At 65.6% G+C, this 20,196-nt stretch carries 15 protein-coding genes; 13 read left to right on the top strand and 2 right to left on the bottom strand.

Annotated features, from left to right (window positions below):
- Nucleotides 1–76: 76 nt before the first annotated feature.
- The 3 genes from ACFWUU_RS38120 to ACFWUU_RS38110 all read left to right on the top strand — a co-directional run bounded on the left by ACFWUU_RS38120 (nucleotide 77) and on the right by ACFWUU_RS38110 (nucleotide 6,289).
- Nucleotides 77–3,247, top strand: a complete 3,171-nt coding sequence (locus ACFWUU_RS38120; RefSeq protein WP_380183217.1) for an ATP-binding protein — start codon at nucleotides 77–79, stop codon at nucleotides 3,245–3,247.
- A gap of 1,693 nt (nucleotides 3,248–4,940) precedes the next feature.
- A complete protein-coding gene (locus ACFWUU_RS38115) occupies nucleotides 4,941–5,645 on the top strand; it encodes a hypothetical protein (protein WP_380183215.1) in 705 nt (234 codons plus the stop codon).
- A gap of 131 nt (nucleotides 5,646–5,776) precedes the next feature.
- Nucleotides 5,777–6,289: a hypothetical protein gene (locus ACFWUU_RS38110; RefSeq protein WP_380183213.1), complete on the top strand. Its 513-nt coding sequence runs from the start codon at nucleotides 5,777–5,779 to the stop codon at nucleotides 6,287–6,289.
- Nucleotides 6,290–6,490: 201 nt separating this feature from the next.
- Here the strand turns inward: ACFWUU_RS38110 and ACFWUU_RS38105 are convergent, their stop codons facing one another.
- Nucleotides 6,491–8,062: a hypothetical protein gene (locus tag ACFWUU_RS38105; protein WP_380183211.1), complete on the bottom strand. Its 1,572-nt coding sequence runs from the start codon at nucleotides 8,060–8,062 to the stop codon at nucleotides 6,491–6,493.
- A gap of 175 nt (nucleotides 8,063–8,237) precedes the next feature.
- Between ACFWUU_RS38105 and ACFWUU_RS38100 the strand changes: the two genes are divergently transcribed.
- The 5 genes from ACFWUU_RS38100 to ACFWUU_RS38080 are packed head-to-tail and all read left to right on the top strand — an operon-like array spanning nucleotide 8,238 to nucleotide 13,578.
- Nucleotides 8,238–9,308 (top strand): amidohydrolase family protein, encoded by a 1,071-nt coding sequence (locus ACFWUU_RS38100; RefSeq protein ID WP_380183209.1) that lies wholly within the window; start codon nucleotides 8,238–8,240, stop codon nucleotides 9,306–9,308.
- A gap of 2 nt (nucleotides 9,309–9,310) precedes the next feature.
- A complete protein-coding gene (locus tag ACFWUU_RS38095) occupies nucleotides 9,311–10,486 on the top strand; it encodes an NAD(P)/FAD-dependent oxidoreductase (protein ID WP_380183207.1) in 1,176 nt (391 codons plus the stop codon).
- Entirely contained in the window at nucleotides 10,483–11,772 is a 1,290-nt protein-coding gene (locus ACFWUU_RS38090) for an ABC transporter substrate-binding protein (RefSeq protein WP_380183205.1), read from the top strand. The genes ACFWUU_RS38095 and ACFWUU_RS38090 overlap by 4 nt, the downstream gene beginning before the upstream one ends.
- A complete protein-coding gene (locus tag ACFWUU_RS38085) occupies nucleotides 11,769–12,728 on the top strand; it encodes a carbohydrate ABC transporter permease (RefSeq protein ID WP_380183203.1) in 960 nt (319 codons plus the stop codon). Before ACFWUU_RS38090 ends, ACFWUU_RS38085 begins: the two co-directional genes overlap by 4 nt.
- The gene (locus ACFWUU_RS38080; protein ID WP_380183201.1) at nucleotides 12,721–13,578 is read left to right on the top strand and encodes a carbohydrate ABC transporter permease; all 858 of its coding nucleotides are present in this window, start codon (nucleotides 12,721–12,723) and stop codon (nucleotides 13,576–13,578) included. Before ACFWUU_RS38085 ends, ACFWUU_RS38080 begins: the two co-directional genes overlap by 8 nt.
- Here the strand turns inward: ACFWUU_RS38080 and ACFWUU_RS38075 are convergent.
- The gene (locus ACFWUU_RS38075; RefSeq protein ID WP_380183199.1) at nucleotides 13,511–14,386 is read right to left on the bottom strand and encodes a DeoR/GlpR family DNA-binding transcription regulator; all 876 of its coding nucleotides are present in this window, start codon (nucleotides 14,384–14,386) and stop codon (nucleotides 13,511–13,513) included. The two genes, ACFWUU_RS38080 and ACFWUU_RS38075, sit on opposite strands and share 68 nt — an antisense overlap.
- A 190-nt stretch (nucleotides 14,387–14,576) precedes the next feature.
- Between ACFWUU_RS38075 and ACFWUU_RS38070 the strand changes: the two genes are divergently transcribed.
- The 5 genes from ACFWUU_RS38070 (at nucleotide 14,577) to ACFWUU_RS38050 (ending at nucleotide 20,159) form a co-directional block, all read left to right on the top strand.
- A complete protein-coding gene (locus ACFWUU_RS38070) occupies nucleotides 14,577–15,332 on the top strand; it encodes a DeoR/GlpR family DNA-binding transcription regulator (protein ID WP_380183197.1) in 756 nt (251 codons plus the stop codon).
- 224 nt (nucleotides 15,333–15,556) lie between these two features.
- Nucleotides 15,557–16,879 (top strand): ABC transporter substrate-binding protein, encoded by a 1,323-nt coding sequence (locus ACFWUU_RS38065; protein WP_380183195.1) that lies wholly within the window; start codon nucleotides 15,557–15,559, stop codon nucleotides 16,877–16,879.
- A 10-nt stretch (nucleotides 16,880–16,889) separates the two neighbouring features.
- Nucleotides 16,890–17,816 carry a carbohydrate ABC transporter permease gene (locus ACFWUU_RS38060; RefSeq protein WP_137257653.1) on the top strand — a complete coding sequence of 309 codons (927 nt, stop codon included), beginning with the start codon at nucleotides 16,890–16,892 and terminating at the stop codon, nucleotides 17,814–17,816.
- Nucleotides 17,809–18,702, top strand: coding sequence for a carbohydrate ABC transporter permease (locus ACFWUU_RS38055; RefSeq protein WP_380183193.1), 894 nt, complete (start codon nucleotides 17,809–17,811; stop codon nucleotides 18,700–18,702). Before ACFWUU_RS38060 ends, ACFWUU_RS38055 begins: the two co-directional genes overlap by 8 nt.
- Nucleotides 18,703–18,743: 41 nt before the next feature.
- Nucleotides 18,744–20,159, top strand: coding sequence for a hypothetical protein (locus ACFWUU_RS38050; protein ID WP_380183191.1), 1,416 nt, complete (start codon nucleotides 18,744–18,746; stop codon nucleotides 20,157–20,159).
- The last annotated feature ends 37 nt before the right edge of the window (nucleotides 20,160–20,196 follow it).

The raw sequence follows: 20,196 nt of genomic DNA, 5'->3' as shown, positions 1-20,196 counted from the left end.
CGTACTACCTTCCGGCGCGGCGATGGGCTTCAATGGTCAGGCAGGAAGCAGTCTCATCGACCCAGGTGGAGCCTGCGTGGCCGGGCCAATCCGTTCCGTCGACGACGGTCGCGAGTCCGTCGACGCTGGATTGCGCCTCCAGATCCTCGGGCCGCTGCGGCTGTGGCGGAACGGCGCCGAGCTCGCAACCGGTCCGCGTCAACAGGCCTACTTGCTGGCTCTCCTCCTGGCGATGGTGGGTCAGCCGACCAGCACCCAGGAACTGATCGACCTGATCTGGGGAGACGATCCGCCGCGGAGCGCCCTCAACGTGCTGCACAAGTACGTCGGTTCGCTGCGCCGCCTGCTCGAGCCCGATCTCGCGGCGCGAGGAAGCGGGTCCTACTTGCAGCGTCACGGCAGCGGCTATCTGTTCGCGAGCAGTCCGGGCATGCTCGACCTGGCCGACTTCCGTGAGTACTGCGCGCTCGCAGGGGCCGAGTCGCATCCGGAAACCGCGCTGGACTGGTATTCACGCGGGGTGCGCCTGTGGCGCGGGCCGGCAGCCGAGGGCATGGACCACGGGCCGGGCGCGGAGTCGATCTTCGCCGGATTGGCGGCCGAGTACTTCGATGCCTGCGTCGCCGCCACGGAGATCGCCATCTCGTTGGGACACCCGACGCAGGTGCTGCCGTCCCTGCGCCGTGCCGCCACGATGGCGCCATTGCACGAACCCGTCCAGGCCAGTCTCGTGCGTGCGCTGGGCGCGGCCGGTCGGCAAGCGGAGGCGCTGGAGGTCTATCGGACGGTTCAAGGCCGGCTTGCGGAGGACCTCGGCATCGACCCCGGTGAGGCTTTGCAGGCTGCGCAGCAGCGCGTACTCCGCCGTACGACAACCCAGTCGGTGGGGCAGCTCGTGGACGGCGAGTCATTGGGAGGTGGTCTGGTCGGCCGTGCGGAGGAGCTTGTCCAGGTGCGGCAGCTGGTTGGTTCGGCCCTCGGCGGCGGCTCCGGCGTACTACTCGTGGAGGGTGAGCCAGGGGTCGGGAAGACCCGGCTGCTGGAGCAGGCCGCCGCCGAGGCGGGCGCCCGCGGAGCGTTGGTTGTCTGGGGCAACTGCCTTCCCGGTGACGGTACTCCGTCGATGTGGCCGTGGGTGCAAGTCGTCAGAGCGATCGCGGATCGCCTGTCTGCAGGCGAACGCGAGACGGTGCTGAACGACGAGTTGGCGCGTCTGCTGGAGCCGAGCGACGCTGCACTCGACGGTCAGCTGCCTCCGGGAAGCAGTGCGCAGTTCCGGCTCGCCGAGAGTGTGGTTGCGATGACCGGCAAGGTCTCGGCGCGGCAACCCGTGCTGATCGTCATCGACGATCTGCAGTGGGCCGACGTCGCTTCTTTGGACTTGTTCACGCACCTGGTGGACAGGCTGCCCGGCGGCGCGGTCGTGATCGGCGCGCTGCGGGATCGAGGACCCGCTCCACACCCCGAGGTGGCGCGGACGCTCGCATCGGCGAGTCGGCTGCCCGGCCATCGCCGTACCAGACTCGGACCGCTTGACGTCGCCGAGGTCGGCGAGCTCGTTCGCCGCGAGACGGGCTCGGTTCCCGATGCTGGTGTGACTCGGCGAATCTTCGAGCGTACGGCGGGGAACCCGTTCTTCGTCCGTGAACTCTCGCGCTATCTAACCGGCCGGGGCGGGCTCACGGAGGACGCGGCGATGGTGCCAGAGCCGCCGTCGACCGTGCGGGACGTGGTCAGGGACCGGATTGCCGATCTGGACGACGACGTACTGCGCCTGCTTCAGCTCTCCGCTCTGATCGGCCGGGAGGTCGAGCTGGACCTGCTCGCTCGGGCGGCCGGTCTGACCGTCGAGATCTGCCTTGCGCGACTCGAGCCACTGCAGGCTCTCGGTCTGATTGACGCGGTGGCCGGTGATCCGTTCTCGTGTTCGTTCGCGCATGACCTGGTGCGTGAGGCAGTCGTTGGCATCATGCCGACGCGGCAGGCGACCGAGCTGCATCTGCGGATTGCAACCGCTCTCGAGTCGGTCGGCGGCGAGGAGGTCGCCGAGCGACTGGCCTACCACCTGTGGGCCGCGGGTCCGCTCGTCGAACCGGCGCGGATCGCGAACGCTCTCGTCGCCGCGGGCCGCTGTGCCGCGAACAAGTCCGCATTCGAGGCGGCGGAGCGGCACCTGGAGCGGGCGGTCCGGATCGCCCGCTCAGCTGACCTGCCGGAGCTCGAGCTGTCCGCACTCTCGCAGCTCACCTCTGTCGTCGGCATGCGAGTCGGGTACGTCGGTTCCGCGCCGGACTTGCTGGAACGCGCGGAAGCCGTCGCGCGCAGACTCGGCCGGGAGCCGACCGCCGCCGACTTCCTCTTCACTCGCTGGATCGCCAGTACGCAAGGGATGCAGATCAACCGCGGAGGGCGCCTGGCTCGACGGTTGCTCGATCATGGCGAGGCGTCGTCCGACCCGGTCGTGCGTGCGTACGGGCTCAGCGCCTGGGGCGTTCACCAGTGGGACATCGGCAATGTCGGCGAGGCCTACCGGTGCCTGAACCGCATCGACCGCGACACCTTGGACAAGCTCGCGCGCCGCGAGACCGATCCACTCCGACGCGATCTGCACCTGAACTGGCCACCGATGCACGGCATGCTGACCGCCGTACACCTCGATGACCTGGACGGATCGCGGAAGCTGCTCGACACGTTGGAGGCAGCCACCGACGATCCGTTCGCGCTCTCGATCTGGGCCTACTTCGCCTCGATGGCCGGCGTAATGGCAGGCGATCCAGTCTGGGCTTTGCACGCAGCGGATCGCGCCGCAGCCGCCGACCCCGAACATGTCTACGCCTACTTCGGCTCGCGCGTCCGGATCGAACGCTGCTGGGCAATGGCCCTGCTCGGCAACGATCCGGCCGGGGCAGCCGAGGAGGCCGAAGCCATCATCGCCAAAACCCTCGTCAACCCGCCGCGCACCGGCCTGGCCTACTTCTACGCCCTCCACGCCGAAATGCTCCTCGCGGCCGGAACCCCGTCCAAGGCCGGAGTCGTACTAGACCAGGCCGACCTCAGCCTCGACACCCACGGCCAGCGCTACGCCGAGAGCCTCCTACACCTCATCCGAGCCCACCAACTCCAAGCCACCAACGCCCCACTCGCCACAATCCGAGCCGCCGCCACCGCCGCCCACACCACCTCCACCACCTCCGAAGCCCGCCTCTTCACCCGCCGCACTGCACAGTTCCTCGCCACTCTGGAGTAGCCAGCGTCGGCGGGAGTTGACCGTACTGCGGGCCAGCCGGGAGACACCGTCACGGGCGGCCATCTGCTTATCGTCGACAAGCACACCGGCGCAGCTGGCGCACCAGCTCGCTCGAACCGACGGCGACGAGCGATCTGCACCGATCGATGCCAAGTCCTTTAGGACCGAGCGTTGAGTGCCGTCGGTTTGCATTGCAGCTTCCGCGATCCGACTGCGGGTATCGGAGATTGGCAACAGCTCCGGGATACAGAGAAGTCGTCGGCAATCGAACCTGTCTACAACCTTGCCGCCGGCGCCTTCCACCGCCACCCTCGAAGTAGGGGATGCTGCCGGACGTGGAACTTGCGTGGCGAGGGGGCTCGACAACGCGACCGAAGTTAAGATTGCGGGACAGTCGATCCAGATTGCGCGGGAAAGACTGGACGTACTGGACAAACTGATCGGGCAGATGGAGCGGGCACAGGCCTCACTCAGCGTGCGGAATTTCGCGAAGGCAACCTCTTCCGCGCAATGCGCGTTGGACTGCGAGTTCATGCTTATGTGCTGTCGATCCCTCAGAGGGTAAGCACCGTCCTTGCGTCTCGTCTCGAGGTGTACGCCGATCGGGAGCGCACTCAGCCGCGGCATGACATTCATGCGGTTCTGATCAGAACACAGCGAAAGCCGACCGAGGACCCCGAGGACAGGGTTTGGCCCAGTAACCGGCAGTACGAACCCGACACGCGTGTCACTTGGATTTTCGACGATACGCAGTGGTGGGAGAAATGCTGGTGGTACAACCCTGAGACTGACGAGTCCGTCCCGGTGTGGAAGACCGGACGCTACTCCTTCATCGGTGAGCCGCTGACCGCATCCGCGGCAATCACGTCAGGCGCCTGATGTATCACCGTACGCGGGGTCGTCGGTCGTCGAAGCCGCCCAATGACTCCATCGGCACCGCTATGGGTCGATTCTTGTCTCGCTGCCCCAGCGGAGTGCCAACGCGTCTTCTGGTCGGAGCGCTCAAGAGTGCAACCAGGAGGGCTCGATGCACACGTAGCCTTGCTATCACGGCGATACGGTGTCGCCGGCCTAGATCCCCGGGCATCAGCGGGATGAGGTTGCGCCTACTCGGTGTTCGATCCGCTCTGGTTTCCCTCCGCCGAATGCAAGAGCCGAAGGCCGTGGTCGCGATCTCAACAGCCTCCAAGGCGGTATCCACCTCGACGGGCTGGCCGTGATTGCGTTGTTTGCGACGCTGCCCTGCGGTCACCTTGGCCGATTCGAGTTCAGGTACAGCGTGCCGGAGCCTGATCTCAAGATGACCTCGCATCAACGCAAGCCCGTTCCAGACTTCGCCGGCTAGAACCTGTTGGCGTACTGGGCTGAGTTCATCGGTCGATAGTGCCCCTGCGTCATCGATGCGGAGAAGACAGTACCTCGCTCCCGGAGCTGAATACCCGCTTACCGATGAGCAGCTCGATGAGTTGCCCGCGCCGCGGTGTGGGCTGTACTGCGGCAGAGGGCGACGACTCCGGCCCGGCTGGTGGACACCATTCATCGAGGCTGTCAGTCGTCTCCCGACGGTTGACACCCAGGGAGGGTGGACAGGGGCGCTGACAACCCCGCGGCCAACGACTTGTCCTGTAACCCGCGCTTTATGGCCGATCGTGGTCTGAGCTGTATGTAACGAGTTCAGGAGGTGTGGCGATATGTGGATGAAGGGCTCGCGCGTTGCGGCGCTGCGCAGTTGCCGACTGGCGCGGGCTCCGATGTGCGGTTGGGGCTGCTGTACTCCTCGAGGGGCGGCAACATGGTGTGGGCTTCATGTGTGCTGTGGCTGGCTGGAGTTGGCCCGGCCTCGCCATCACCGTCGCCAGGGCCGTTGCCATCGAGCTCGGGCTTCGATGCAAGTTCCTTCTTTACCGGCGCGGCTGTTGCCGCAGTGCTTGCCAGCGTGATTACGGCCTTCACGACGACGAGGCTGGCGAAGAGGAAGCGAACGAACGAGCTGGAGGATCAGCGGACGACCGCGAGAGAAGGCGCGGTGCGTCGGCTGTTCGATAGCGCGCAGGAGCTGCAAGCAGCGGCAGCCACTCTCAACGAGGCAGCAGTTCTGGGCTATCCGGGCAAGAAGTCGACCGAGATCGCTGCTATTACTACCGCTACGAGAACTGCGTGGGAGAGTCTCAGGAGCTCCTCGCGTGATGCATGGACGATCCTCGGTGCCAAGGAGGAGGAACGCGTCGAACTCGTGGGGGAGGTCAATGGAGCTGTTGCAGAGCTGTTCGAGGCGACGAAGGTAGGGCACGTCGACAGGCAGCGGGCCGGCCAGAGCATTGAGACTCTCGACAAGACGCTGACAGGCTTGCGGACGGCGGCGCAGCGGATCCAGCTCGAAAAGGGAGGGTCGGAATGAGGAAGCTCCTCCGGTTGTGCGGGGCAGTCGCGATAACGGCCGCGTGCTTCCTGCCTGGGGTAGCCCAAGCGCACGCCGGCACCATGCCATTGTCGGAGCCTGTTGGTGTCTCCTATCGCACGTTGCGAGTGATGCCGAAGGCTGTTCCGCTTGCAGCGGTTGATGATTCGGTGGTGTACGGCGCATATGGCATCTCGCTGCTTGCTGCTGCCGGCGCTGGGACCGCGGTAGTGGTCAGCTCGAGATCAGCTCGCAAACGTCAGCAGGAAGCGGACGAGTTGCGACAGATCACCGAACAACGTCGCGCGGATGAGCTTCAGAGACTTGATCAAGCAAGGAAGCAGTTGGCCACCTGCATGGGCGCCGTTCAAACCCTCGTGAGTGCTCGCCGACAGAATGCTGAAGCAGATGTCATGGCCAAGGTCGGCGAAGCTCATCAGGCCATCGCGGAACTACGAGTCGGCAACGTACTCGACTCGCTGCCGAGTTGGAGGCGGCATCTGTCCGAACTGGAACGTGCCATGGACGAGGTGGTGAAGGCGCCGGTCACCAGATCACGGCAAGCACTCGTCGATTTCAATCTGGCAGCGTCCGTCCTGATCGATCAACTGGACACCTGGCAAGCCGGCCGAACCGCCGCCTGATGTCGCAGGACACACGGCGCGTTGTGGTCGACGACAAACAGATGTGGACAGGTCGCTACACACTGAAGGCCAGGACGCACGACGGATCGACGACCTGGATGGTCGGTAGTCACCGAATCGAATGCAAACCAGCGAGCCCTTAGCCACTTTCACATCTTCGAGACGTATAGATCAGGGAGATTCGAGGCGCCGGCGATCAGCTCACCAGTTGATGGGTCGTAGTTCTGGGCCGACGATGTGGCCTTGGTGGGGGGTGGGGTGGGTCTCGTCGTGGCGGAAGTGGCCGGCGTACCAGATGACTGCGTCGGTGGAGTTGATTGATTCGGCGGTCAGGTACTGGTCGAGTCGGCATTGGGTGTCGGCTGGTGTTCCGCCGACGACGCTGACGCCGTCGTCGAGTTCGGTGAATCGGTAGCGCAGGAACCAGAGGTCGGCGACGCCGTAGGAGTCGGCGGTGCCGTCTGTTGTTCCTGGGTTGATGGCGTAGCCGCGACCGCTCACGGAGTCGAGTACACGCCAGCGGCGGGCGAACAGGGAGCGGGTGCGCTTGGTTTCCCGGACGAGCCGCCACCACAGTGGAAGGTGGGGGAATATCAGGCCGCGTTGCTCTATGACGTCGTTGCCGGCGCCTTCGATGTCGAAGTCCAGGCGCCAGTAGACGTGGTGCTGGTGTGGCATGCAGGTGCGTGGATTGCGGGTGCCGGCGAATCCGAAGCGCGGTGCGATGGTGCCGTCGTCGCGCAGCCGCCAGTCCGACATGTAGCGGTACCAGCCGGCCTGGACCTCGCTGACGATCCGCAGTTCGCCGTCCTCGTACCAGAAGGCGACGCCTTGGAAGTTTCCGGCGTCCGTACCGGACTCGAGGATCGTTGCCGGTGGCGACGTACATACTCGCCAGCCCGGTCCGACCGGGTCGACGCCGTTGGCGATGAACGGTGTTTCCTGGTTCTGCCAATCGCGGTACGTGACGCCGTCGTCGTAGAGCACGTTGAGAATCGGCACATGCGCCTGCCAGAGCACCAGCCGGCCGCGGTAGGTGACGTACTTGAGTTCGACGCCGGATCCTTTGCCGAAATGGGATGGCTCGGACGCGCGCGGCCGGACGACCACGAGGTTCCACAGCTCCAGTCCGCCACGCAGTACCCGGACGCGAACCCAGTCGCGGCCGCCGCCGTCGGGCATGCTGTTCACACCGACCGGCAGGTGTTCCTCGCAATCCCCGTCCAGCGGATGTGAGAGCTCGGGGTCCCACTCCACGACTCGATCGCTGACACCGACGGCGGCGAACCGATGCCGCCGATCGGACCGCGGGTCGAACACGCCGAGTGCGACCCTGCGTACGACGGATCCGTCCTCCTGTTCGACGTCGGCCAGCGGCGGCATCGGCTGGTAGACGACGACGTCGTCCCGGTCCCGCAGTACGGCGAACTCCGGATCCTCACGCAGCGCCTCGAGCGCGGTGCCGAGTTCCTGGCCGCTCGGATTCGGCCGGAACGAACTCGTCGTCACCTCGACGTCATCGCCATCGAGTCGGCCCCGCACCTCGACCGACCGGTTCTCCCGCGGGTCGAAGATCGTTGCGACGAAGGGCGAGCTCTCGTCCCGCTTTCGTCCCGGCAAGGTCGGGCCGAGAACCCTCAGCGCGGCCGGGTCGACGTCGCCCAGCTCCGCCCGGACGCGGTCATGCCGCACCAGCGTTTCCCGCCAGTGCAGCACCCGCTCGGTCAATTCGTCTTGATACTCCTCGACGATGATCTCAAGTTCCTCAGCCATGACGTCCCCCCTTGAATCTTTCAATACCTCGGAGGAAAGCGGCCGCGCGTCTGATACCTCACCGGAGTGGCTTCGGGTGAGTGATCAGTTGGAGTGATCAGTTCGTTGGAGGTCCTTGCTGTCGATCGTAGCTTCGTCTCGCTGGTTTCTGATCCGAACTGCGAATCGAGGGACGATGGCCGAAGGACTCGGTGATATCCGGCTGCGGGACTTTGCTCCGGTGTCGATGATGAGTGCCGCGGTGACGTCGGTGACGGCTCCGGCGGCGCCGATCGTGGATGTTCACAACCATCTCGGGCGACGTAACACCGGAGTCTGGCGGGTGCCTGATCCGGATGCGCTGATCGCGACGATGGACGAGTCGGGTGTGGCGACCATCGTGAATCTCGACGGTGAGTGGGCCGGCGAGCTCGAGGCGAACCTCGACCGCTACGACCGTCGCTATCCCGGGCGCTTCGTGACATTCGCCCGAGTCGACTGGACCGACACCTCGACGCCGGGCTGGGGCGACCGGATGGCTGCCTCGCTGAGGGATTCGGTACGTCGTGGCGCGGCGGGGCTCAAGCTGTGGAAGGACATCGGGCTGCGGGTCCGCGACGAGCGGTCGGAGTTGATCTTCCTCGATGATCCGCGCCTGGAGCCGTTGTGGGAGGCGCTGGCCGAGTCCGGCGTTCCGGCGCTCATCCATACCGCCGACCCGGTGGCCTTCTTCCAGCCGCTCGACCGTCACAACGAGAGGCTGGAGGAGCTGCTGCGGCATCCTGACTGGCACTTTCACGGACCCGAGTTCCCGCCGCTGCAGCGATTGCTCGACGCGTTCGAGTCCGTCGTCGCCGGCCATCCGCAGGTTCGCTTCATCGGCGCCCACGTCGGTTGCCTCGCCGAGAACCTCGATTGGGTCGAGGAGATGCTCGACCGCTGCCCGAACTATCGCGTCGACCTGGCCGCGCGGATCGCCGAGCTCGGCCGCCAGCCGAGACGCACCCGGGCGCTGATCGAACGTCATCCGGACCGGGTCCTACTCGGTACGGACTGCGCGCCGCCGGATGTCGAGGACTACCGGATGTACTTGCGTTTCCTGGCCAGCAGCGACGAGGCCTTCGCCTACTCGTCGAGCGAGATACCGCCGACCGGGCGCTGGACGATTTCGGGACTCGGACTACCGGACGATCTGGCGGCGCTCGTCGAAGGGGACAACGCACGCGCTTTCATCCCGGCGCTCGCGACCGCTTCGCCAGGGAGCTAGCGATGGCGGAGTTTGACCTGATCATCATCGGCGGTGGCATCGTCGGGGCGAGCGCCGCATTGGCCGGCGTCCGCCAGGGTGCGCGGGTAGCGCTCGTCGACGCCGGCCTGGCCGGCCGGGCGACGGATGCCGGCGCGGGAATCGTCTCGCCCGTCGCGCTCGACCGTGGTGAACAACGTCCGGACTGGACGTCGATGATCACCGAGTGCGTCGGCTACTACCACAGTCTCCTGGCCGAGCTGGATGCTGTTGACCCGGCCGGAGCGGGCTCGGCGACCTTCGAGCAGGTCGGCGAGCTGGTCGTGGCCGGCGACGATCCGGACGAGCAGGCCGCGCTCGACGCGGTGGCCGAGCGGCTGTCCAGCCCGGAGGGACGCCGCGCGCACGGCGTCACCAAGCCGGTCGAGACCGTCGACGGCGCAGATCTCCGTGCCTACTGGCCGGAGTTGCGCGGTGATCTGCGCGGAATATTCATTGCCGAGGTCGGCCGCGTCGTCGGTTCCCGCCTCCACGACCGGTTGATGACCGCGGCGCGCCGGCGGGCTCGGACCCGATCCGACGGTGCCCACCTCGAGGTGATCCCCGGCGCCGGAAGCCTGGATCCGCAGCACCCGTCCCCTCGGGTCCGCGTCGGGCATCGGGTGCTCGACGGGGGAGCGGTTCTCTTCGCCACCGGCGCCTGGGCAGCATCGGACCTGGCTGCCTACGGCGTCGAGATTGACGTCCGTCCGATCCGTGGGCAGCTCGTGCATCTGCGTCTCGACGGCCAGCAGACGGGCATGCGGCCGGTGGTGAACACTCCCGGCGCCGGCTACCTGCTCGGCTTCGACGACCGCATCGTCGCAGGGGCGACGCACGAGGACGTCGGATTCGACGCTCGAGTCACGGCCGGCGGCCAGCACGCCGTACTGAGTGCGGCTCTCGCCTTAGCGCCCGGCCTGTCTGCTGCCACCATCCTCGAGACCAGGGTGGGACTGCGACCCGCGACCAGCGACGGGTTGCCACTGGTCGGTGCGGTTGCGCCGTCGGTCCACGTCGCCACCGGCCTGGGGGCGTGGGGCCTGACGCTCGGCCCACTGCTCGGCGAACTTTCGGCGCGGCACGCATTGGGGGAAGCACTGCCCGCGCGACTCGACTTCCTTGACCCTGCCCGCCCCGCAACGAAGGAGTCCCCATGAAGACGGTACGACGAATCCGCCGACGGCTGCTGAGTCTGTTGCTCGTGGCACCTTTCATCGCCGTCGCTGCCTGCTCGGGATCTTCCGGGGCGGGTGGCGACGACAAACAGGTCACGCTCACCTACGCGATCTGGGACCAGGCCCAGGCGGCCGCGATGAAGCAGATCATCACCGAGTTCCACGCCAAGCACCCGAACATCGACGTCCAGGTCCAGGTCACTCCCTGGGAGAGCTACTGGACGAAGTTGCAGACCAGCGTCACCGCGAACACCGGACCCGATGTCTTCTGGATGACCATGGTGTACGCCAAGTACTACGCCACCGGCGGCGGGACGGCTCCACTCGACGACCAGATCAAGAAGTCGAAGCTGGACATGAGCGCGTACGTGCCCGCCGTCACCAAGGCCTACACCGTCAACGGCAAGGTGTACGGCGTACCGAAGGACGTCAACGGGTTCGGGCTCTGCTACAACAAGAAGCTCTTCGACGCCGCCAAGGTGAAGTACCCGGACGAGTCGTGGACCTGGAGCGACGTGGTCGCCGCGGCCCAGAAGCTGACGAACCCGAAGCAGGGTGTGTACGGCTTCGTCGCGCCCGAGGCCGACGAGCTGAGCTGGTACCTGACCGTGCCGCAGGTCGGCGGTCAGGTCATCTCGCCCGACGGCAAGAGTTCCGGGTACGACCAATCGGCGACGATCCAGGGCATCCAGTTCTGGACCGACATGATCACCAAGTACCACGTCTCGCCGACGCTGCAGCAGACCACCGACACCGACCCGCTGGCGATGCTCACCTCGGGGAAGGTCGCGATGCGGTACTGCGGATCCTGGGAACCCGAGGAGATCGCCGCCGTCCCGTACGGCAAGGCCAACATCGGCATCGCGCCGTTGCCGGCCGGACCCGGGGGAAACCGGAACTATTACAGCAACGGGCTCGCGAACAGCATGTCTGCCAAGACGAAGCATCCGGATCAGGCGTGGGAGTTCCTGCAGTTCCTCGGATCTGATCGGGCCGCCGAGATCCAGGCCAAGACGGGCACCGTGATCCCGGCGTACCAGGGGCACGCCGACGCGTACGCCAAGGCGATGCCGGAGTTCGACCTGCAGGTCTTCGTCGACCATCTGAAGTACGCGCAGCCGTTCCCGGCGTCCACCGATACCGCCGCCTGGCGGGACGCCGCGACCAAGCAGTTCGCCGACGCGTGGACCGGTAAGTCCTCGGTCGCCGACGTGTCCCGGCACGTCGCGGAGACGATGAACGGCGCGTTGGCGAAGGAACAACGGTGAGCGGCCCGAGTACTGCGACGGCGCCGGCCGAAGCACGCCCGATCAGTGCCCGTACGACGACTGGCGGCCGGCCGCGACCGCCGACCCGGGACAGTGGCTGGTGGGCGTTGCTGTTCCTGCTGCCGGCCGCTGCCGGGCTCGTGATCTTCGAGATCTGGCCGACGTTCCAGACGATCTACTTCTCCTTCACGAGTTGGGGAGCCTTCGGCGGGCATGTGTGGTCCGGGCTGGAGAATTACCGGACGCTGATCGCCGACTCCGACATCGTCCACGCGATCGTCAACACGGCGATCATCAGCGTGATCTCGTTGCTCGCGGTGCCGCTGTCGGCGATCGTGGCCGCGTTACTCAGCCTGCCGGGGATGCGCGGAGTGACCGTCTACCGCACGCTGTATTTCCTGCCCGTGGTCACCCTGCCGGCAGCGGTCGCGCTGACCTGGAAGTACCTCTTCAACGGCGACTACGGCCTGATCAACTGGCTGTTGTCGAAGATCGGCGTCAACGGTCCGCACTGGCTCTCCGATCCCGCCACGGCGATCTTTGCCATCAGCATCGTCGGCGTCTGGGGGTCGATCGGCTACAACATGGTGATCTTCCTGTCCGGCATCCGCGGCATCCCTACCGACTACTACGAGGCGGCGGAGCTGGACGGCGCCGGGCGGCTGGCGCAGTTCTTCCACATCACGGTTCCGCTGCTGACGCCGTCGATCTTCTTCGTCACCGTGATCACGGTGATCAACTCGTTGCAGGCCTTCGATCTGATCTATCTGATGGTCGGTCAGCAGAGTCCGGCGATCGAGCGGACCGAGACGCTGGTCTACCTGTTCTATCAACGGGGGTTCGCCGAGCACGACGGCGGCTACGCGGCCGCGATCGGCGTACTGCTCCTGCTCGCGACCTTGATCCTGACCGCGGCGCAGTTCCGGTTGCAGCGGAGGTGGGTGCACTATGGCTGAGTCGATCCAGGCGTCGGTACGGCACCGGCGGCGTTTCCGGCCGAAGCATCCGATCGCGCACCTGGTTCTGTGTGTGGGCGCGGTCTTCATGGTCGGGCCGTTTCTCTGGCAGCTGTCGACGTCGCTGCAGAGCTTCGGTGAATCGGTGAGCGTGCCACCGACGTTCCTGCCGCACTCGCCGCAGTGGTCGAACGTGACGACCGTGTTCGGTGCCTTGCCGTTCGGCCGGGAGCTGCTGAACACGACCGTGATGACCATCGCCCGGACCGTCGGTCAGGTGCTGTTCAGTGCGTTGGCGGGCTTTGCCTTCGCGCGGATGCAGTTCCGGGGCCGTGGAGTCCTGTTCGCGGTCTTTCTCTCGGTGACGATGGTGCCCTACCAGGTGTTCCTGCTGCCGCAGTACCAGATCATGCAGAAGCTGGGGCTGCTGAACACTCTGGCGGCGTTGTTCCTGCCCGGCATGTTCAGTGCCTTCGGCACCTTTCTGATGCGCCAGTTCTTCCGGCAGCTGCCGATCGAGATCGAGGAGGCCGCCCGCATCGACGGTGCGAACGTCCTGCAGATCTTCTGGCGGATCATGCTGCCGATGGCCGCGCCGGGGATGATCGCGCTCGGCGTGCTGGTGATCATCTGGTCGTGGAACGACCTGCTCTGGCCACTGGTCGTGAACTCGGATCCACGGCAGATGCCGGTCTCTGCCGGCCTGGCCAGCCTGCAAGGTCAGTACACGACGAACTTCCCGGTACTGATGGCCGGCTCGTTGCTGGCGAGCCTGCCGGTGATCATCGTGTTCGTCGTCTTCCAGCGGCACTTGATGAGCGGTATTGCGTTCTCCGGCGTGAAGGGGTGACATGCACCGTCACGCCCAACTCGGCCAGCGCGGCGAGTTCGTGCGGATCCGCCGAAGCGTCGGTGACCAGAACATCGATCGCCGACGCGTCGGCGACCTTGGCCACGGTCGTCCGGCCGATCTTCGAGCTGTCGGCGACCACCATCAGGCGGTGCGCATGGGTCACCATGGCGTGATTGGTCCGGGCCTCGGTGTGGTCGTGGGTGGTGACGCCGTGGGTCGCGCTGACACCGTCTGCGCCGAGGATGGCCAGGTTGACGCTGATCCCGTTGAACGTGGTCTCGGCCAGACTGCCGACCAGCTCGAGTGAGCTCGCGCGGATCACGCCACCGGTCATGATCACCTGCAGATTCGGTCGTGCGGCGACTGCGACAGCGGTGGTGAGTGCGTTGGTCACGATGGTCAGCCGTCGGCGCCTGCCGAGTTCCCTGGCGACCTCGGCGGCCGTCGAGCCACCACCGATCGCCACCGCCAGCGGCCTGTTCACCGGTACCAGGGCAGCGGCGGTGATCGCGATCGCGCGCTTGGCCTGTGGCTCTTTCGTGTCCCGGAGCCGGACCGGCAGCTCTCGTCCGGTGTTGGCCCGGGCGCCGCCGCGGGTACGGACGACAAGGCTCTGATCCTCCAGGTGGGTCATGTCCCGGCGCAGCGTTGCCGGCGAGACCCGCAGTTCATTGCACAGGGCATCGACCGACATCGGTCCGCGCGTGGTCAGCAGGTCGAGGATCTCGACCAGCCGCTGGGCCCGGCGGGGGGACGGCACCGATGGCTGACAGGAGCGCATCGACGAGAGAGCCGCCGTACTCATCCTGGTCGCCTCCTTCGTCGCACCGACGGGCTCGCTGGAGCAGGCGATCGCGAGTGCGCAGTTGCGCACAGTGGCGCGCGAATCTGATTCGAAGGTAGTCATCATGAAAACTACTGGTCAAGGGATACGAATACATGCGCAAGATCTTGAGCGAGTGCGCAAAACCTGCGCACCTTATACAGTGCCGATCGTGAGGAAGTCGGAGCGGTTGAGCGCGATCCTCGACCAGGTCGGACTGGAGGGCAGCGTCGACGTCGCCGCCCTGGCCGTCGCACTCGGCGTCTCGGGTGCGACCATCCGCCGTGACCTGCAGACGCTGAGCCGCAACCAGCTGCTGGTCCGCACCCACGGCGGGGCCCTGTCCAACCAAGCCGGCGACGAGAAGCCGACCAGGGTCAAGGCGATCCTCCGACAGGCTGAGAAGCGCACCATCGGTCGCGCCGCCGCAGCCTTTGTCGAGGAGGGCGCAGTGGTAGGTATGACCGGCGGGACCACCGCGCTGGAGCTGTCCCGCGCCCTGGCCCAGCGCCGCGGGATCACAGTGGTCACCAACGCGATCAACATCGCAGCTGAACTGGTCGGCCACGCGGGTGTCCGCCTGGTGCTCATCGGCGGCCTCGCGCGGTCGTCGTACGAGCTGGTGGGGCCCGCCGCGGAAGCGATGCTGGCCAACTATCACCTGGACATCGCATTCATCGGCGTGGACGGCCTGACGCCGGAGGAGGGCTGCACGACGTACGACGAGATGGAGGCGCAGACCGACCTGGCATTCCTGCGCCGGGCACGTCGCAGCGTCGTCATCGCAGACAGCTCGAAGATCGGCCGGGTCACCTTCGCACGGATCAGTCGGCTCTCCGACATCACCGACATCGTCACCGACCGGAACGCCCACCCGGACCAACTCGAGTCTCTCGAGCGCGCCGGCGTGCGGGTAACCATCGTCTGAGCAAGGCCCACCAGCAGCCCCAGCGAATGCGCAACTTTTGCGCACTTGCTCATCAAGTTGCGCATGTATTCGTATCCCTTGACCACAACTGGTCGTTCCATCTACTTTCAGATCAACTTCGCGCGCCACAGTGCGCAGGTCTGCGCAGTGTCTTCGCGTGATCGGCCCGCGGTCCCTTCGGCCGTGCGACACCGCCCTTTCACATTCACAAAGGAGTCGTATCGATGGGCTTCAACTCGTCACAGACGCGTCGCCGGCGGCGTCGGATCGCCGGCCTCCTCACGACCGGGGCCGTGGCGGTGTCACTCGCCGCCTGCTCAGGTGGGGGATCCGCTGACACAGCCGGCGGCAAGGTCACCATCACCTTCATGAACGACCAGGTCGTCGAAGGTATGCCGCTGGGACAGGCGATCCAGAAGTTCGAGCAGGAGAACCCCGACATCAAGGTCGACGTGCTCCCGGTTCCCTCGGAATCCGACTACGAGGCCAAGATGCGTACCTCGTTGGCCAGTAGCAAGCCGCCGGACATCTTCCGGATCAACGACGACTACGTGCAGCAGTTCACGGACAACGGCGCGCTCTTCGACCTCGCGCCGGCCGTGAAGGCCGCCGGGCTCAAGGACTCCGACTACGCCCCTCAGGTGTTCAACTTCGGGAAGCAGTCCGACGGCCGGATGACTTCGTGGCAGCTCGGCTACCAGTCCACGATCGTCTTCTACAACATCGATGCCTTCAAGAAGGCCGGCCTGCCGCTTCCGCCGGGTACGTGGAGCAGCGACAAGTGGACGACCGCGGACTTCCTGGCAGACGCGCAGAAGTTGACCGACGGCACCAAGATGTACGGCGCGACGGTGAGCGCGGCAACGAACTACGAGCAGACGTTCACCCACAACAACGGCAGCCAGACAGGCGTCTACAGCGCCGACGGCAAGAAGTTCACGCTGGCCGATCCGATCGGGGTCCAGACCGTCCAGTGGGTCGCGGACCTGACGTGTAAGTATCACGTCCAGCCGGCGTGGGCCGATCTGCTGCAGGACAACGCAGACATCCAGCTGTTCGCGCAGGGCAAGACCGCGATGTTGTTCGAACAGTCCGGGTCGGTGCCCTATCTGCGGCAGACCATCAAGGGCTTCGACTGGGACATCGCGCCACCACCCGCCGGGACAGCGGACCAGGCCAACGAGGCCAGCGTGGTGAGCTACGGCGTACCGGCCAAGGCGAAGCACCACGACGAGGCCTTCAAACTGCTCAACTATCTCGCCGGTCCGGAGGCAGGCCAGATCTTGGGCAAGGGCGGCTCGTTCACCCCGGTGAACAACGCAGCGGCCGAGGCGATCTCCAAGGCGAGTACCGGTGCGCCGAAGCACGCCGAACTGCTGGCCGAGGCGGCCCACCATCTCACCGCTGGGAACAAGACCAGCAACACGCTCGGCGCCCGTGCCATCTACCGTCCGGCGCTCGACCAGGTCTACAACTGCAAGAGCAGCGCTCAGGACGTGCTGTCGGGAGCCAGGCCACAGGTCGAGCAGGCTCTCGGTCAGGGCTGAGGCCGGACCGATGGCGATTCACACCGCAGTGCGGCGTGCCGATGTTCCGCCGGAGGTACGGCGGAACCGGCGCCGCCGTACCCTCGAAGGCTGGCTGTTCGCACTGCCGCTCGTGTTCGGCATCGTGGCCTTCCAGGCCGCGCCGATCGTCGTGTCGATGTACACCTCGTTCACGAGCTGGGACGGGTTCAACTCGCCCCGGCTCGTCGGCGGCCGCAACTACGTCGATCTGATCGCGAACGACCCGATCTTCCTTCAGGTGGTCCGCAACACCATCGTCTTCACGGTCCTGGGTGTGCCGGTGACGGTCGTTCTGGCGCTCGTTCTCGCGCTGCTGGGGAACCTGAAGGTCCCGGGTACGGCGTTCCTGCGGATGGCGTTCTTCACCCCGTACGTGATGAACGTCGTGGCGATCGGGTTCGTCTGGTACTACATCTTTGGCCCGACCAACGGGTTGATCAATCAGTTCCTGCGGACCTTGCACATCACCGGTCCGGCCTGGCTCGCCGACTCCGCCTGGGTGATCCCGGCGGTGGTGGTGGTCAGCGCCTGGCAGGGCGTCGGATATCCGATGATGATCCTGCTCGCCGGCCTGCAGGGAATCCCGGAGGAGATGTACGAGGCCGCGCGGATCGACGGAGCCTCCGCCTGGTCACGGCTGTGGCGGATCACCCTGCCGTTGCTGACACCGCAGATCTTCTTCGTCACCATCTCTCAGTTCATCGCATCGTTCCAGGTGTTCGGGTTGATCTACGTCCTGACCAAAGGCGGCCCCGGCTATTCGAGCAGCGTCTACATCTTCTATCTGTGGCAGGTCGCCTTCCAGCAGGGCAAGTTCGGCTACGCAGCGGCCATGGCCTGGCTGATCGTCGCGCTCATCGCCGTACTGACGTGGATCCAGTGGAAGCTGCAGAAGAAGTGGGTGTTCTATGACTGACCTGGCCGTCGACGACAGACCAGTTCTGGCGGATGGAGGAGACCGCAAGCGTCCCCCGCAGGCCAAGCGCAGGTTCCGCGGGCGGCGGATCATCTTGATGATCTTCCTGATATTGCTCGCGTTGTCGTTCCTCACTCCGGCGTTGTGGATGCTCAACACGTCCCTGCGCCCGGAAGAGCACGTGATGGACTTCCCGCCGGGATTCGCGCTGTCCCATCCGCAGTGGGGCAACTACACGACCGTGCTCCGCAACATGCCGGTCTACTTCCTCAACAGTGTGAAGCTGGCTGTCCTGAATGTTGTCGGCGGCCTGATCGTCTCGTCCCTGGCCGGCTACGCGTTTGCCCGGCTGACCTGGAAGGGCCGCGACGCCCTGTTCGGGATCGTCCTGGTGACAGCGATCGTGCCGAACATCATCTATCTGCTGCCGCAATACATCCTGTTCCAGAAGATCGGCTGGATCGACACGTTGTTCCCGCTGTGGGTGCCGAGGGTGCTGACCCCGGTCTTCGGGACCTTCCTGATGCGCCAGGCGTTCAAGACGCTGCCGGCCGGCCTGGAGGAGGCCGCGCAGGTAGACGGTGCGTCGACCTTCCGGACCTTTCTGACGATCATGGTGCCGCAGACCAAGCCGGCGTTGGCCGCGGTCGCGATGTTCACGTTCCTCGACTCGTGGAACGACCTCTTCGGGCCACTGATCTTCCTCACCTCGCCGGAGAAGCAGACCCTGCCGATCGGACTGGCCCAGTTCCAGAACGAGTTCTACACCCAGGTCGGACCGCTGATGGCGGGCGCGACGGTGACCGTCGTACCGGTCTTCATCATCTTCCTTCTGGCCCAGCGGTACTTCATCCAAGGAGTTACCGGCAGCGGCTTCAAGGGCTGACCGACCATTCACTCGCTACACGACAAGGAGCACGCATCCAGATGTCAGACAAGTTCGTGGCCATCCAGATCGGTGCCGCGTCATTCATCGACGAAGGAACCGACAAGGTGCTGGACATCCTCGCCGAACGGGGCGGGGTGAACCAGCTCTTCCTGGCCACACCGACCTGGACCAGAGGCACCGGGGGACGTCAGTTGCCCGGGCACCCGATTCCTGATCACGGCGTGCAGGAGTACGACCTCGACTGGGTCGGTGGAAACTACGCCACGGTGCACCCCGAGTTCTACGGAAACACCGTCCTCGGATCGATCGGCCGGGCGCCGGAGCATCCGGGGTACGACATGCTCGAGGACGTGATCCCGAAGGCGAAGGCGCTGGGTATGGGCTCGTACGCCTGGATCGAGGAGTCGAACTACGCCCAGGCGCTGCGCGACTACCCGAACTTCCCGAAGCTGCTCGAGGTCGATCTGTGGGGCAGGCCGACCCTGCACACCTGTTTCAACAACCCCGACTACCGGAACTGGCATCTGAGCATCGTCGAGGACTACGCGAAGTCCTACGACCTCGACGGCATCGCCTGGTGCTCCGAGCGGCCCGGTCCGCTCAACCTTGCTATCCAGAAGCCGGTCGAAGCCGGCGAGCTCGGCTGCTTCTGCACTCATTGCCAGCAGATCGGCCGGAATCTGGGGATCAACGTCGAGCGGGCCCGGGAAGGCATGGGGGCGGTGCTGGCCTGGAACCAGAAAACGTCATCGGGGGAGAAGGATCCTGACGGTGCGTTCACCTCGTTCTGGCGGATCCTGCTGCGCTACCCCGAGGTGCTGGCCTGGCAGAACCTCTGGACGCAGAGCCAGCGCCAGATGTACGCCGACATCTACGGTGTCGCCAAGGCCTGCAAACAGGACCTCCAGGTGGGCTGGCACGTCTATCACAACATTTCCTTCAGCCCGTTCTACCGAGCTGATCAGGACTATGCAGAGCTCGCCAAGGTCTCCGATTTCCTCAAGATCGTGATCTACAACAACTGCGCCGGACCGAGATTCTTCACCTGGGTCACCTCGATCTGCCGCACGTTGTTCGCCGACGCCACCCCGGCCGAGGTCTACCCGCTGATGCTGAAACTTCTGAACCTGGACGAAGGCGAGTTCGACGACCTGTCCCAGATCGGCTTCAGCGCCGACTACGTCAAGCGGGAAACGGCCCGCGCGAAGGCCGGCGTCGAGGGGACCGGGACGAAGATCTACTCGGGTATCGACATCGACATCCCGGTCGGTATGAAGGAGGAGTACGACCTGACGTCCGGCGACAACCTGACCCGGTGTACTCGCGACAGCGTCCGCGACGCCACCGCGGCCGCCTTCAGCGGCGGCGCCGACGGGGTCGTGCTGAGCCGCAAGTACTCGGAAATGCGCCTGGACAACCTGTCCGGAGCCGGCGACGCGGTCCGGAACGCCTGATCAAGGAGAGCGGTAGAACGCCGGCGTCGGCGTTCTA

The sequence above is a fragment of the Kribbella sp. NPDC058693 genome, assembly GCF_042715335.1.
GTDB classification, from domain to species: domain Bacteria; phylum Actinomycetota; class Actinomycetes; order Propionibacteriales; family Kribbellaceae; genus Kribbella; species Kribbella jiaozuonensis.
This window is presented reverse-complemented; position numbering and strand designations above follow the sequence as displayed.

Bases quoted from the DNA above. Each gene is read 5' to 3' on its own strand.
- ACFWUU_RS38055 (WP_380183193.1), top strand. From the start codon at position 17,809: ATGACTGACCTGGCCGTCGACGACAGACCAGTTCTGGCGGATGGAGGA.
- ACFWUU_RS38095 (WP_380183207.1), top strand. From the start codon at position 9,311: ATGGCGGAGTTTGACCTGATCATCATCGGCGGTGGCATCGTCGGGGCG.
- ACFWUU_RS38075 (WP_380183199.1), bottom strand. From the start codon at position 14,386: ATGAGTACGGCGGCTCTCTCGTCGATGCGCTCCTGTCAGCCATCGGTG.
- ACFWUU_RS38065 (WP_380183195.1), top strand. From the start codon at position 15,557: ATGGGCTTCAACTCGTCACAGACGCGTCGCCGGCGGCGTCGGATCGCC.
- ACFWUU_RS38105 (WP_380183211.1), bottom strand. From the start codon at position 8,062: ATGGCTGAGGAACTTGAGATCATCGTCGAGGAGTATCAAGACGAATTG.
- ACFWUU_RS38090 (WP_380183205.1), top strand. From the start codon at position 10,483: ATGAAGACGGTACGACGAATCCGCCGACGGCTGCTGAGTCTGTTGCTC.
- ACFWUU_RS38080 (WP_380183201.1), top strand. From the start codon at position 12,721: ATGGCTGAGTCGATCCAGGCGTCGGTACGGCACCGGCGGCGTTTCCGG.
- ACFWUU_RS38110 (WP_380183213.1), top strand. From the start codon at position 5,777: ATGCCGAAGGCTGTTCCGCTTGCAGCGGTTGATGATTCGGTGGTGTAC.
- ACFWUU_RS38100 (WP_380183209.1), top strand. From the start codon at position 8,238: ATGGCCGAAGGACTCGGTGATATCCGGCTGCGGGACTTTGCTCCGGTG.
- ACFWUU_RS38060 (WP_137257653.1), top strand. From the start codon at position 16,890: ATGGCGATTCACACCGCAGTGCGGCGTGCCGATGTTCCGCCGGAGGTA.
- ACFWUU_RS38050 (WP_380183191.1), top strand. From the start codon at position 18,744: ATGTCAGACAAGTTCGTGGCCATCCAGATCGGTGCCGCGTCATTCATC.